This is a genomic window from Pseudomonas fulva NBRC 16637 = DSM 17717 (assembly GCF_000730565.1).
In the GTDB taxonomy this organism is placed as follows: Bacteria; Pseudomonadota; Gammaproteobacteria; order Pseudomonadales; family Pseudomonadaceae; genus Aquipseudomonas; species Aquipseudomonas fulva.
In genome coordinates this window covers 205,701-219,019 of sequence record NZ_BBIQ01000003.1, presented here as the reverse complement: position 1 = coordinate 219,019, position 13,319 = coordinate 205,701, and the positions used below count along the sequence as shown (strand labels likewise).

16 protein-coding genes are annotated in these 13,319 nt (G+C 63.5%); 1 reads left to right on the top strand and 15 read right to left on the bottom strand.

The features are described from left to right. The first annotated feature begins 2 nt into the window (after window positions 1-2). Entirely contained in the window at window positions 3-731 is a 729-nt protein-coding gene (locus PFU01S_RS05310) for an aspartate/glutamate racemase family protein (protein ID WP_027915983.1), read from the top strand. Window positions 732-785: 54 nt separating this feature from the next. On the opposite strand, the gene PFU01S_RS05305 is transcribed toward PFU01S_RS05310, so the two are convergent. From PFU01S_RS05305 to ccmA, 15 genes are all read right to left on the bottom strand, one after another. Further along, window positions 786-1,979: a D-amino acid dehydrogenase gene (locus PFU01S_RS05305; RefSeq protein WP_028687975.1), complete on the bottom strand. Its 1,194-nt coding sequence runs from the start codon at window positions 1,977-1,979 to the stop codon at window positions 786-788. A 43-nt stretch (window positions 1,980-2,022) separates the two neighbouring features. Next, on the bottom strand, window positions 2,023-2,685 hold the full coding sequence (locus PFU01S_RS05300) for a hypothetical protein (RefSeq protein ID WP_027915981.1): 663 nt from the start codon (window positions 2,683-2,685) through the stop codon (window positions 2,023-2,025). A 176-nt stretch (window positions 2,686-2,861) separates the two neighbouring features. Beyond that, window positions 2,862-3,200 carry an FKBP-type peptidyl-prolyl cis-trans isomerase gene (locus tag PFU01S_RS05295; RefSeq protein WP_027915980.1) on the bottom strand — a complete coding sequence of 113 codons (339 nt, stop codon included), beginning with the start codon at window positions 3,198-3,200 and terminating at the stop codon, window positions 2,862-2,864. 105 nt (window positions 3,201-3,305) lie between these two features. Continuing rightward, the gene (locus tag PFU01S_RS05290) at window positions 3,306-4,094 is read right to left on the bottom strand and encodes a PhzF family phenazine biosynthesis protein (RefSeq protein WP_028687976.1); all 789 of its coding nucleotides are present in this window, start codon (window positions 4,092-4,094) and stop codon (window positions 3,306-3,308) included. A gap of 51 nt (window positions 4,095-4,145) precedes the next feature. Next, the gene (locus tag PFU01S_RS05285) at window positions 4,146-5,084 is read right to left on the bottom strand and encodes a 2-hydroxyacid dehydrogenase (protein WP_028687977.1); all 939 of its coding nucleotides are present in this window, start codon (window positions 5,082-5,084) and stop codon (window positions 4,146-4,148) included. Between the two features lie 817 nt (window positions 5,085-5,901). Next, on the bottom strand, window positions 5,902-6,324 hold the full coding sequence (locus PFU01S_RS05275; protein ID WP_027915977.1) for a hypothetical protein: 423 nt from the start codon (window positions 6,322-6,324) through the stop codon (window positions 5,902-5,904). Window positions 6,325-6,335: 11 nt separating this feature from the next. After that, window positions 6,336-7,526, bottom strand: a complete 1,191-nt coding sequence (ccmI, locus tag PFU01S_RS05270) for a c-type cytochrome biogenesis protein CcmI (RefSeq protein WP_028687979.1) — start codon at window positions 7,524-7,526, stop codon at window positions 6,336-6,338. Continuing rightward, window positions 7,519-7,995, bottom strand: a complete 477-nt coding sequence (locus tag PFU01S_RS05265; protein WP_027915975.1) for a cytochrome c-type biogenesis protein — start codon at window positions 7,993-7,995, stop codon at window positions 7,519-7,521. Before PFU01S_RS05265 ends, ccmI begins: the two co-directional genes overlap by 8 nt. After that, complete coding sequence (locus PFU01S_RS05260) at window positions 7,992-8,528, bottom strand: DsbE family thiol:disulfide interchange protein (protein WP_023533963.1); 537 nt, start codon at window positions 8,526-8,528, stop codon at window positions 7,992-7,994. Before PFU01S_RS05260 ends, PFU01S_RS05265 begins: the two co-directional genes overlap by 4 nt. Continuing rightward, a complete protein-coding gene (locus PFU01S_RS05255) occupies window positions 8,525-10,498 on the bottom strand; it encodes a heme lyase CcmF/NrfE family subunit (RefSeq protein ID WP_173645908.1) in 1,974 nt (657 codons plus the stop codon). Before PFU01S_RS05255 ends, PFU01S_RS05260 begins: the two co-directional genes overlap by 4 nt. 11 nt (window positions 10,499-10,509) lie before the next feature. After that, the gene (ccmE, locus tag PFU01S_RS05250) at window positions 10,510-10,965 is read right to left on the bottom strand and encodes a cytochrome c maturation protein CcmE (protein WP_028687980.1); all 456 of its coding nucleotides are present in this window, start codon (window positions 10,963-10,965) and stop codon (window positions 10,510-10,512) included. After that, on the bottom strand, window positions 10,962-11,138 hold the full coding sequence (gene ccmD / locus PFU01S_RS05245; RefSeq protein WP_023533952.1) for a heme exporter protein CcmD: 177 nt from the start codon (window positions 11,136-11,138) through the stop codon (window positions 10,962-10,964). The genes ccmE and ccmD overlap by 4 nt, the downstream gene beginning before the upstream one ends. Next, entirely contained in the window at window positions 11,135-11,902 is a 768-nt protein-coding gene (locus PFU01S_RS05240) for a heme ABC transporter permease (RefSeq protein WP_027915972.1), read from the bottom strand. Before PFU01S_RS05240 ends, ccmD begins: the two co-directional genes overlap by 4 nt. Window positions 11,903-11,947: 45 nt before the next feature. Further along, window positions 11,948-12,616, bottom strand: a complete 669-nt coding sequence (gene ccmB / locus PFU01S_RS05235; RefSeq protein ID WP_028687981.1) for a heme exporter protein CcmB — start codon at window positions 12,614-12,616, stop codon at window positions 11,948-11,950. Further along, on the bottom strand, window positions 12,613-13,245 hold the full coding sequence (gene ccmA / locus PFU01S_RS05230; protein WP_028687982.1) for a cytochrome c biogenesis heme-transporting ATPase CcmA: 633 nt from the start codon (window positions 13,243-13,245) through the stop codon (window positions 12,613-12,615). Before ccmA ends, ccmB begins: the two co-directional genes overlap by 4 nt. Window positions 13,246-13,319: the final 74 nt, after the last annotated feature.

The window sequence follows — 13,319 nt, the reverse complement described above, 5'->3', positions numbered from 1 at the left end:
CCATGCGAATCCTGATTGCCAACGTCAACACCACCGAAGCCATCACCGAGGCCATCGCCGAGCAGGCCCGCGCCGTGGCGGCGCCGGGCACAGAAGTCATCGGCCTTACGCCGTGGTTCGGCGCAGAATCGGTGGAGGGCAATTTCGAGAGTTACCTGGCCGCCATTGCCGTGATGGATCGGGTACTGGCCTATGAGGGCCCCTATGATGCAGTGATCCAGGCCGGTTATGGCGAGCACGGCCGTGAAGGCCTGCAGGAGCTGCTGAACGTGCCGGTGGTGGACATCACCGATGCCGCCGCCAGCACCGCCATGTACCTGGGTCACGCTTACTCGGTGGTCACCACGCTGGACCGTACCGTCCCCTTGATCGAGGACCGCCTCAGGCTTTCCGGGCTGTACGACCGCTGCGCATCGGTACGCGCCAGCGGCCTGGCGGTGCTGGAGCTCGAAGCCGATCCGCAGCGCGCTGTCGAGGCCATCGTCGAACAAGCCGAACGGGCCGTACGTGATGACAAGGCCGAGGTCATCTGCCTGGGATGCGGAGGCATGGCCGGGCTGGACGAGCAGATCCGCCAACGCACCGGGGTACCGGTGGTCGATGGGGTCAGCGCGGCGGTGACCATCGCCGAGTCGTTGGTGCGCCTGGGCCTGAGTACGTCCAAGGTGCGCACCTATGCCACCCCTCGGGCGAAGAAGGTCATAGGCTGGCCAATGCGCGTCGGCCGCTAGGGCACCAGGGCGCAACCTGCGCGGGATCGGCAATCGATCCTGCGCAGGCACTGCTCAACCGATCATTCTGGCCAGCCGCTGGCCACTGCCGCAGGCCAGCGTGAAGCCCAGCGCGCCATGGCCAAGGTTGAGCCAAAGGTTACGGTAAGGCGTTGCGCCTATGATGGGTACACCGGTGGGCGTCGCCGGTCGCATACCGGCCCATTCCACCGCGTGGGCATAATCGGCGGCGTGGGGCAGCGTCTCCAGTGCCAGGCGGCGCATGCTCTGCAAGCGGCGTTTGTCCAGCGCCTCGTCCTGTCCCACGATGTCCACCATGGCCGCGACGCGCAACTGTCGATCCAGCCGGGCATAGACGATCTTGCGCTCGTAGTCCGTCAGGCTGATCTCAAGCGCCCCCTGCCCCGGCACCAGGGGCGCAGTCAGGCTGTACCCTTTGAGTGGATAGATCGGAATGTTCACCCCTGGCACCTTCAGCGCCGCGCTGCGGTAACCTGCGCACAGCACCAACTGATCGATTGGCAGTTCTTCATGGCCAAGGCGCAGCGCCACCACCTGATGCTCACGGTGAAGCAGTTGCGTCACCGGCTGACCGAGCCGGAACTGGCATTGGCCGCAGGCTTGCAGAGCGGCGGCCAAGCGCAGGCAGAAGGCGTGGCAGTCGCCCACTTCTTCGTCCGGGGTGAAGACGCCGCCCACGAATGGCGACGCCTGCAGCGCCGGTTCCAGCGCCCGCAGCTCAGCGGCGCCGAGTACCTGCTGGCGATCAGGGTCCGTCAGTTGCAGACGGCTGCGCCTGAACTGGGCTTCGCTGCGAAACGCTACGAGCTTGCCGTTGCGGCGCCAGGCAAAATCACCGATTGCCTGGGCTTGGCGCCACTGGGCCAACACGGCCTGGCTTTGCAGGGCAAGGTCAAGCAATACGGCGGCGTTGCGCTGATTGACGCTGCGTCGGCACGCCAGTGTGAAGGCCAGTAACCAGCGCCACTGCGCCGGGTCTAGACGCAAGCGCAGGCGCAGCGGGGAGTCGCCCTGCAACAACCACCCCAGCGCCTGCCACGGCACGCCCGCATCCGCCAGTGGCGCGACGTAGCGGTAGGACAATTGACCACCGTTGGCAAAGCTGGTGGCCGCCCCCAAGGTGTCGTGGGCCTCGATCAATTCAACGCAATGGCCTTCCTGCACCAGCGCATAGGCCGTCGCCAGCCCGATCACGCCGCCCCCGATCACCGTCACCTGCCGCTTCATCGTTCATCCCTGTTCAGCATCCTGGCTCAACAGTACCAGCGGATCAGGTCGGGCAGCTATGCTCACCGTCATCGAGCCCCTGACGCACGTTGCGGCTGCGCAGGCTGGCCTTGCCATCGTGCCAGTCCAGGGTCAGGACATAGAGGGTGTCGAAGTCCCCATCCTGCCAATCTTCGGTGATGACATGCTCCTTACCGACAGCCTTCTGGGCGACGGTATTGATCAGGTCCGGCAGGTAGCCGTGAGACCATGCCGTATAGATGGTCGCGTTACGGTACTTGTCGCTGAGCAGTTCGTCGGCCAGGTCATCGGTGTCGTTGGCGCTGTAGTCGATGTTGACCGGCAGGCCGAGGCGAATGGCACTGGGGCTTATGGTCATGAGCGGACGCAGGTAGCTGTAGCTTTGGTCATCAGCGCCCTCCTCCACGTGCCGGGACGGGTTGGCAGCAAACACGTAATCGGCCTTGCCGAAACGTTCGGGTAAAACCGTGGCCAGGTCCAGCGCGCGGTTCAGGCCCTGGCAGTTCAGCTGGCCCAGGCCTTCACCGGGTTTTTCGGCATGGCGCAGAAACACCAGGGTCTGGGTGCCATCCACCGGTTGCGCGCGGCTCTCGACGGCGTCCAGCGCCAGCGGTACGCCTACGGCGGTCAGGGCCAGGCCCAGCAACCAATGACGGCGACGATGCAGGTGTGGAATCAACTTCATCAATGCAGGCTCGTGTGACAAACGGGTCACCCGCGCATCGCCTGGACGGGCACAGGGCGCCTTTTGCAGTGAGTGCCTTCCTTGACGACGGGTTCGGTTCAGAGTGCCAATAGCCCGTTTTGTTCCCCGCTGCCAGGGTGCCAGGCGTCTGGCACAGGCATTACGGGGCTATCGTGTCAGTCATCGCGCGTCAGCACTTCGAGCAGCTCGATTTCGAACGCAAGGTCCGAATCAGGTGGGATAGAACCAACGCTACGCGCGCCATAACCCAGGTGCGCCGGCACCAATAGTTTGCGCTTGCCGCCAACGCGCATGCCCATGATGCCCTGGTCCCACCCCTTGATTACTCGCCCGGTACCGATCACGCATTGAAACGGCTTGCCGCGTGACCAGGAGGAGTCGAACTCGGTGCCATCGGCCAGCCACCCGGTGTATTGGGTCGTGATCAGCGCACCTTTGACGGCCGCCTTGCCGTCACCCTCGACCAGGTCGATGATTTGCAGTTCTTGGTTCATGCGCAGGCTCCAGCCGCTACGAAAATGCCGTTCTTTTCGCAGCATTGCCCGGATTTGGCAAGCCTTGGTGTCGGCCTGCGCATCGTCGGTGACGACAGGGTCGTCTTACAGGTAGACGGTACCGCGCATGAACAACGCCGCCCGCCCACTGATGATCACCCGGCCATTGCCCGGGAGCACGCAGCGCAGCTGGCCCTTGCGCGCACCGCCTTGCTCGCATTCAAGCGACTGCTTGCCTAGCCGTTGTGCCCAGATCGGTGCGAGCGAGGTATGGGCCGAACCGGTCACCGGGTCTTCATTGACCCCCACGCGTGGCCCGAACCAGCGCGTCACGAAGTCGAACCCACGCCCCGGCGCCGTTACGGCGATGCCGCGCACGTCAAAGCCAGCCAGCTCGACGAAATCTGGCGTGAGGGTATCGAGCAACTCAGGGTCATCGACCACCACCACGTAGTCATCGCTGCGATACACCGCCTGCGCCTGGCGCAGGCCCAATGCTTGCAGCAGACCGGCTGGCACTGGCTGGGCCTCAGGTTGGCGGGCAGGGAAATCCATGGCCAACAGGCCGTCCGTTTGCCGTGTTACCCGCAGTTCACCGCTGCGGGTATTGAAGCGCAGCACCTGCGCCGGTTCTTTGAGGTGTTCGAACAGCACGTAGGCCGAGGCCAGGGTGGCGTGACCGCACAAGTCCACTTCCACGGTGGGCGTGAACCAGCGCAGGTCGAACACATCGCCGTTGCGCACGAAATACGCCGTTTCCGAAAGGTTGTTTTCCTCGGCGATGCGCTGCAGCACGGCATCGGGCAGCCACTGATCGAGCGGGATGACCGCGGCCGGATTACCGCCGAAGGGTTCGGCACTGAAGGCGTCGACCTGGAAGATTTCGAGTTGCATCAATACGCTCCTTGTTGCCTGCCCTTGTGCAGGCCCTTGGCGGTGTGAGGCCTAATGAAGCACCGGTGTGAGCACGGGCTTGCCGGCGAAAAAGGCATCGAGGTTACGCAGGACCAACGTCACCGTGGCTTCTGCCGCTTCTGGCGATTGCCCGGCGACATGGGGCGTCAATACCGTGTTCGGAAGCGACTTGAGGGTGTCGGGAACATCAGGTTCCTCGTCGAACACGTCCAGGGCCGCACCGGCCAATTGACCGCTCTGCAGTGCCTGGGTCAGGGCCTGGGTATCGACGACGCTGGCCCGAGCGATGTTGACCAGGTAGCCCTGGGGGCCGAGCGCCTTCAGCACCTGTGCATTCACCAGGTGGCGAGTGTCGGCGCCGCCGGGTGTGGCGACCACGAGAATATCGACTGCCTCAGCCAGGGCCGGGACGCTGTCATGGCCGGTGTAGGGCAACGCCGGTCGTGGTGTTCGGTTGTAGTAGCTCACGGGCATGTCGAACCCCTGGTGTGCGCGCTTGGCAATGGCCTGGCCAACGGCGCCCATGCCCAGAATGCCCAGGCGTTTACCTGTGACCGATGGGCTGATCACGCGCTGCCATTGGCCAGCGCGGGTACTGGCGTCGGCTTGCGGGATGTTGCGCAGCAGTGCCAGGAGCATGGCCATGGCGTGATCGGCCACGGCGTTGGCGTTGGCGCCGGCGCCGTTGGTGACGGTGATGTGGCGGGCACGGGCGGCTTGCAGGTCGACCTGCTCATAGCCGGCGCCGATGACGCAGATGATCTGCAGGTTGGGCAGTGCGTCGATTTCCTTGGCTGTCAGGCCGAGGGGGCCGCGGGTGAGGACGGCGTCGATGCGGGGGCCGTTTTGCTCGATGGCCTGGGTGCGCAGGTCGGGGGTCTGGGCGAGGATGAGGTGGTAGCCGGCGTTTGTCAGCAGGGGTAGGTAGGTGTCTACGGTTTCGACCAGGACCAGGATTGTCTTGTGCATGATGCCTCCGGGTGGGTTGGGGATTATGCGGAGGGGGTGGGTGGTGGAGTCAATGGGTATTATGGGTGGGGCTGTATGGGAGGCGGGAGTGGGATTTGGGGGCGGGCGCTTTGTAATTAGCTTGATCTTGAATTGGACCCTGCGGTTTTTGAACTTTGGACTTGGGACTTGGGACTTTGAACCTGGGACTTGGGGCTCAGGTCTTTGAGGCTGGATTTGGATTGTTAGCATGGGCATTTATATTGAGTAGGTATTCATTGGCTAGGGTGGCGCACAGTCACCCTTCCGCCCTTACGGCGGCTCACTTTTTGTCTTGTCAAAAAGTAAGCAAAAACCGCCTGCTCCTATCATCCGGCCCCTACGCTGCGCTCCGGGGTTCCCTCGCTCCGGGCTTGCTCCCGGGAGGACCGCGCTGCAGGCCCCATCCTGGGGCCCAGCGCTTGACAGGCATCCATGCCTGTCACCTCCCTCCGCAAGCCCTGCGCTCGGCCTCCTGAAGTCGCGATCTGCGGGGTCTGAACTACCGCGCGCTTAGAAGCAAGATCAAGATCAAGATCAAGATCAAGATCAAGATCAAGATCAAGAGCGGCTATTTCAATGGACTGGCGCTCTTTGGGATGAAGTGTCTTGGGTACCAAGCATTCATTTTGCTCATTGCGGTGCAACTGCTTTGCACAATATTACAAGGCAATCCCATTTCATGTAGGAGCGGTCTTGTGCCGCGATGGGCCGCGCAGCGGCCCCAGGTTGTCGGTTAGAACGCCTATATAACTAAGGCTGCTGTGCGTCGCGTGCGGCCGGCCGGGTGTCGAAAAAACTACTGCCCAAAAGCCCGCCCCAGCCCCCCAGGCACACCACTGCTGTCGGTCTGCTGCCACGGTCCATCCGGGCTCACCGACCAGCTCCAGCCATTGTCGAACCGGTAATACGTTCGCTGGCGATAGAAGGTATTGGGCTTCTTGTCCAACACATACACGCCCAACTTGGGGTCCCAATGGCTCGCCCCGCCCGGCGGCGGCGCAAAGCTTGCCGAGGTGCGCGGCACTGGCTTGGCTGGCGGTGCAGGCTTGCTCCCAGGCCCTGTAGGCTGCCCACCCGGCAGCGGCGTGACCACCGGGCCCTTGGGCGGCAGCCGTTCGATCGGTGGTTCAGGCTCAGGCTGCGAAGAAGGCCCATGCACCGTACAGGCCGACAAACCCAGCGCCAGGGTGATCAGGGTGAGGCGTACCGTCGCGTGCATAGGAAACTCTCTTACGAATCAGGGCTGTCGATGATCAGGCGCTGCTGGGCCTGGGTCGTATTGGGCAAAGGCGCGCTCTGGCCAACCCACTCACCACGGGTCGGCTGCCCATCCTTGGAAACACGCGCAACCAGTTGGACTTCGGCGAAATCGGACAGTTTCATCTGCGCCATCATCGCATCCGCATCTGAAAGCTCGACCTCGATCGGCAATTGCGCCACCGTCACCCGCTTGGCGGCAAGCGGCATGGGCGGGCCACTGCTGGCGCGGGCGAAAATGAAGACGGTGTCCTGTGCCTTTACCTTGTCCCGCAAAGCCGGCGCCAATTCCACCCGCACCTTCAAACGCACCGCAGCGGGTGCCGGCACCTGAGCGGTCTGAGTGCCCAACCGCTCGGCCGCACGGTCAATGCCACCCTGCAATGCAGCGCGCGAAGCATCTCCTTGCGGCAACTGCGCCAACAACCGCTTCCAGTACGCGATAGCCTCCTGATAGCGCTCACCTTCAAATGCCGCAATTCCACGCAGGCCCAGGCTGGTGACCTCGTTGGGGTCGGCTTTGAGCGCTTCGTCAGTCAATGCCTGCAGTTGCGCACTCCAGCGCTTGTCGGCCGCGAAATACAGGGCCTGGGCCCACTGGCCCAGTAACTCGGGCTGGCGACCGGCCATGGCCACTGCGCGCTCGAACGTGCGGGCCGCCTCGGCAGGGCGTTGTTCGGCCATGTAGGCACGGCCCAGGAAGTACACGGCCTCGGCTGAATCAGGTTGTGCCTGGACCACTCGCTCCAGACGTGCCGTCATCTCTTCCATCGACTTCGGTGCCTGGGCAAATTCCTGGGTCAGGGCCACTTTGTCCGCCGCACCGAAGTGCAGGTACAGCCCTAACGCCAGCAGCGGCACCAGGACGGCTGCCAGCAAAGGCAAGGCCTTGCCCAATTGACGCTGCCTGGCGGGTTCGGCGCCCTCGGTGTCGGCCAGCAACTCCCGGGCGGCTTCATCGCGGCCCTGATTCAATTGCAGGTCATCGAGCACACCCGATGCTTGCTGCGCGGCCAGCGCGTCGATGCGTTCCTGATAGAGCGCCACGTTGAGCGCTGTTCGGTCTTGCTCCTGCTGGCGGCGATGGCCACGCAGGATCGGGATCAGCAGAAAGCTGAGGGCCGCGAGCAGCAACAAGCCCGCGCTAAGCCAGAATTCAGTCATGGGTACGTTCTTTTTCCAGCAGGTTGGCCAGCCGTGCGCGCTCCTCGGCTGACAATTCATCAGTGCCTTGCACGGACGCCAGGCGACGACGCCGTACAATCACCGCCAATACGGCGAACCCGCCGGCCAGCAGAATGCCCGGGCCGAACCAGAGCAACCAGGTCCGGCCGCTCAGCGCCGGCTTGTAGCGCACGAAGTCGCCATAACGGTCCACCATGAAGTCGACGATCTGCTGGTTGCTCTTGCCCTCCCCCAGCATGCGGAATATTTCCCGGCGCAGGTCAGCCGCAATGGGTGCGTTGGAGTCGGCGATATCCTGGTTCTGACACTTGGGGCAGCGCAATTCCTTGGTCAGTTGTTGGTAGCGCTCACGCTCGGCCTGGTCACGAAACTGGTAGGTATCGATGGCGGCCTTGGCTACCCCACCCACGCACAGGCTCAAGGCCAGGGCTGCGAACCAGCGCTTCATGGTGTCGCCTCGTCGAGCAGCGCCTGGTAGCGTGGCGCCAACTGTTCTCGCCAAACGCTGGCGTCGACCACGCCCACATGCTTGTACCGAATCACGCCATCGCCATCGATCAGGAACGTCTCCGGCGCACCGTACACACCCAGGTCCAGACCTAGGCTGCCCTGCTCGTCGCTGATGTCGAGCAGGTAGGGGTTGTGGAACTCGGTCAGCCACTTCTGCGCTGCGGCGTTGTCGTCCTTGTAGTTCACCCCGTAGATGACCACACCCTGGGAAGCCAGCTGGTTGAGATAAGGATGCTCGACTTTGCACGACGCACACCAGGTGGCCCAGACGTTGACCAGCGCAGGCCGGCCCTGCAGGTCTGCCTGGGTAAGCGTACGGTCGCCCTGGGTGGAAGCCAGCGAAAAGACCGGGAACGGTTTGCCGATCATTGCCGAGGGCAATTCATCGGGCTTGAGAAACAAACCCTTGTACAGGAACACCGCCACCAGCAGGAACACCGCCAGGGGCACCACCATCAACCAACGTTTCATGCAACTGCTCCAGACACGCCCAGGGCCTCACGCACCCGGGACTTGACCTTGACGCGGTAGCGCCGGTCGAGGGCCGCCAGCAATCCGCCTAGGCCCGTCAACAGACCGCCCAGCCAGATCCAGCGAACAAAGGGCTTGATATGCACACGCACCGCCCAGGCACCGTTTTCCAAAGGCTCCCCGAGGGCCACGTACAGGTCGCGGGTAAAGCCTGCGTCGATCCCGGCCTCGGTCATCATCGACTGCTGCACGGTATACAAGCGTTTCTCCGGGTGCAGGGTGGCCACAGGACGACCCTCGCGGCTGACCACCACTGTGCCCTTGTCGGAAATGAAGTTGGGCCCTTCGAAGTGCCTGGCGCCCTGGAACAGGAAGTGATAACCGCCCAGCTCCACGCTTTCGCCCGGAGCCATTCGCAGATCACGCTCGGCGCTATTGTTGCTCGACAGCACCACCCCGAGGGCACACACCGCAAGCCCCAGGTGAGCGACCTGCATCCCCCAGTAACTGCGCCCCAGCCCAGGCAGCCCCTTGAGCAGCCCTTTGTGGCGCGTCTTGTCGAACACATCGCGCAGCCCTCCGAGCACCACCCAGGCAGCCAGAGCGAACGTGGTCAGTACCTGCCAGTCGAAATCGTCGACGATCAGGCCCGCCACCGGCGCCAGCACGGCGCTGCCGACGAGGACCGGCGTCATCATGCCCAGCAGCCACTTGCCAGGCGTATCCTTCCACCGCACCACTACCCCTACCCCCAGCACCAGCATCAGCAGTGCCATCAGCGGCAGGAACAGGGCATCGAAATAAGGCGGGCCTACCGAAAGCTTGGCGCCGGTCAGGGCGTCGAGCACCAGCGGGTACAAGGTGCCTAGCAGGATCATCGACGCTGCAACCACCAGAACCAGATTGTTCGCCAGCAGCAGGGTTTCGCGCGACCACAGGGCGAACCCCACCTGGCTCTTGACCACCGGCGCACGCAGGGCGAACAGGGTCAGCGAGCCGCCGACCACGAACAGCAGGAAGAACAGAATGAAAATGCCGCGCGAGGGGTCGGCGGCAAAGGCATGCACAGAGGTGAGCACCCCGGAACGCACCAGGAACGTCCCTAGCAGGCTCAGTGAGAACGCAGCGATGGCTAACAGAACGGTCCAGCTTTTGAACACCCCGCGCTTCTCTGTCACCGCCAGGGAGTGGATCAGCGCCGTCCCTACCAGCCAGGGCATGAACGATGCGTTTTCCACCGGGTCCCAGAACCACCAGCCACCCCAGCCCAGTTCGTAGTACGCCCACCAGGAACCCAGGGTGATACCCACGCCCAGGAAGGCCCAGGCTACCAGGGTCCAGGGCCGCGACCACCGGGCCCAGGCGGCATCCAGACGCCCGCCGAGCAAGGCGGCGATGGCAAAGGCGAAGGCGACCGAAAAGCCGACATAGCCCATGTACAGCATTGGCGGATGCACGATCAGGCCAATGTCCTGCAGCAGCGGGTTGAGGTCACGGCCATCGACAGGCACCTGAGGCAGCAGGCGCTGGAACGGGTTGGAGGTGATGATCAAAAAGCTCAGAAAGCCCACGCTGATCATGCCCATGACCGCCAGCACCCGGGCGAGCATCACCTGGGGCAATTGCCGCGAGAACACCGACACGGCAAAGGTCCAGCCCCCCAGAATCAGCGCCCAGAGCAGCAGGGAGCCTTCATGCGCCCCCCAGACTGCGCTGAACTTGTAGTACCAGGGTAATGCGCTGTTCGAGTTGCTGGCCACGTAGGCAACCGAAAAGTTGTCGGTCATGAAGGCGTGGGTCAGGCACGCGAACGCGAACGTCAGGAAGGCGAACTGCCCCCAGGCTGCGGGCCGCGCCAGGCTCATCCACAAGCTGTCACCACGCCACGCCCCGAGCAGCGGCAGGCTGGCCTGCACCGCAGCGAAACAGATGGCCAGAATCATCGACAGTTGACCGAGTTCAGGTATCACCAGCGCTGCGTTCATGGCCGCGCCCCCGTCTGGGCTGACGCCTGGCCGCTTTCCTTCAGCGCCTTGCTGACTTCAGGAGGCATGTACTTTTCGTCATGCTTGGCCAGCACTTCGTCGGCCACCACCACGCCGTCGCCGTTGAGCTTGCCCAAGGCCACGATGCCCTGCCCTTCACGGAACAGGTCCGGAAGGATGCCGCGGTACGTGATGGGCACGGACTTGTTGAAATCGGTGACCACGAAACGCACGTCCAGCGAGTCGGAGGAACGTTGCACCGAGCCCTGTTCGACCATGCCGCCAGCGCGGATACGCGTGTCCAGCGGAGCCTCGCCATTGGCGATCTGGGTGGGGGTGTAGAACAGGTTGATGTTCTGTTGCAAGGCAGTGAGGGCAAAGCCCACGGCAACCCCCACGCCGACCAGCAGACCGATGATGAGCAACAGGCGTTTCTTGCGCTGCGGATTCACTGCGTTTTCTCCCGGCGCAAGCGGCGCGCCTCTTCTTGCAGGTAACGGCGCCGGGCCAGCACCGGTACGGCGACGTTGAGCGCCAGCACAGCGGCGCAGATGCCGTAGGCCGACCACACATAAAGGCCGTGATGACCCATGGCGATAAAGTCGCCGAAACTGGCGAAACTCATGGCACGGCCCTCCCACCCAGGCTGTTCGATACCTCTTCCTTCACCCAACTGGCACGCGCCTCGCGCTTGAGCACCTCAAGGCGCATGCGCATCAGAAGCACCGCGCCGAAAAAGCAGTAGAAGCCCAGCGCCGTACACAACAGCGGCAACCACATGTCGGCGGGCATCGCGGGCTTTTCGGTCAGGGTGAAAGTGGCGCCCTGATGCAGCGTGTTCCACCACTGGACCGAATACTTGATGATGGGGATGTTCACCACCCCAACGATGGCCAGCACGGCGCAGGCTTTCGCCGAGCTGTCACGATTACTGATTGCCTGGCCCAGCGCAATGATGCCGAAGTACAGGAACAAGAGGATGAGCATCGAGGTAAGGCGCGCATCCCACACCCACCAGCTGCCCCAGGTTGGCTTGCCCCAGATGGCCCCGGTCACCAGCGCCACGGCGGTCATCCAGGCGCCGATGGGGGCGGCGCATTGCAGGGCGACATCGGCCAGCTTCATCTTCCACACCAGCCCCACCACACCGGCCACCGCCAGCAGGACATAACAGGACTGCGCCAGCATCGCTGCCGGGACATGGATATAGATGATGCGAAAGCTGTTGCCCTGCTGGTAGTCCTGGGGCGCAAAGACCAGCCCCCAGACCGTGCCAACCACTAGCAATACAACGGCAGCGATGGACAGCCAGGGCAACATGCGCCCGCTAATGGCGTAGAACCATTTCGGAGAGCCCAGCTTGTGAAACCACGTCCAGCTCATTTTCATCAGGGTGCATCCAGGGTATTGGCCAGGCTTCAAAGCCCAGGCTCGTTATTCGCCGACGCTGATTTTCAGGCCGGCGGCGATCGCAAAGGGTGCCAGGGTCACGGCCAGGGCCGTCAGGCTGGCGAGCCAGAGCAGTTGGCCAGTGGCGGGCATATTCTGCAACGCCGCCTGCAAGGCACCACTGCCCAGGATCAATACAGGGATATACAACGGCAGGATCAGCAACGCCAGCAACAAACCGCCGCGCTTGAGGCCGACGGTCAGCGCGGCGCCCACCGCGCCCAACAGGCTCAATACCGGCGTACCCAGCAACAGCGAGCCCAGTAGCACAGGCAGGCAATGCCCAGGCAAGCCGAGCATCAGCGCCAGCAAAGGTGACAGCAACACCAGCGCAAGCCCGGAGAACAACCAGTGCGCCAGCACCTTGGCCAACACCATCAGTGCCAGCGGATGCGGCGAGAGCACCCACTGCTCCAGTGAACCGTCTTCGAAATCGCTGCGAAACAGGCCATCGAGCGATAACAACACCGCCAGCAATGCGGCCACCCACACCAGCCCCGGGGACAGGTTCTGCAACATCTGGGTCTGCGCGCCAACCGCCAAGGGGAACAAGGCCACCACGATGGCGAAGAACACCAGAGGGTTGGCAAGCTCCGCAGGACGGCGGAACAGCAACCGCGCCTCGCGCCGCAACAACAGGGTGAAGACGCTCATGCTGCCCATTGCCCCAGGTTGAGTTCTCGGTAGCCCGCAGGCGTGTGGGACAAGGTGTGGTGGGTGGTCAGCACCACGGTGCCACCGTGTTCGCAATGGCTGGCCAAGTGGGCCTCCAGGTCCGCGACACCCTGTTTGTCCAGGGCAGTGAACGGTTCGTCCAGGATCCACAACGGCGCAGCTGCCAAGTGCAGGCGCGCCAGGGCCACGCGGCGTTGCTGCCCTGCCGACAAAGTATGGCAGGGCACGTCCTCGAAACCACGCAGCCCAACGGCAGCCAGGGCCTGCCAGATCTGTTCGCGGCTGGCTGGACGGTGCAGCGCGCACAGCCAGGTCAGGTTCTCTTCGGCCGTGAGCAGTTCCTTGATGCCCGCAGCATGGCCAATCCACACAAGGCTGCTGGCCAACGCATGCCGCTGTTCATCCAGCGGACGGCCACCGAGCAGGATCTGACCGGCGGTCGGCTGCATCAGGCCAGCCAGCAGACGCAGCAGGCTGGTCTTGCCGCTGCCGTTGGGGCCGCTGATCTGTAGCATGTCGCCGGGTCGCAGCTCGAAGGCAAGGTGTTCGAACAGCAGACGCCAGTCGCGCTCGCAGGCCAGGCCCACGGCTTGAAGATGAAGGGTCACGGTTTCGCCTTATCGTTCTAGGGTTCGGGTGACGGTGCCCGGAGCCCTGCCACTCAAGTCGCCCGATGCGCTGC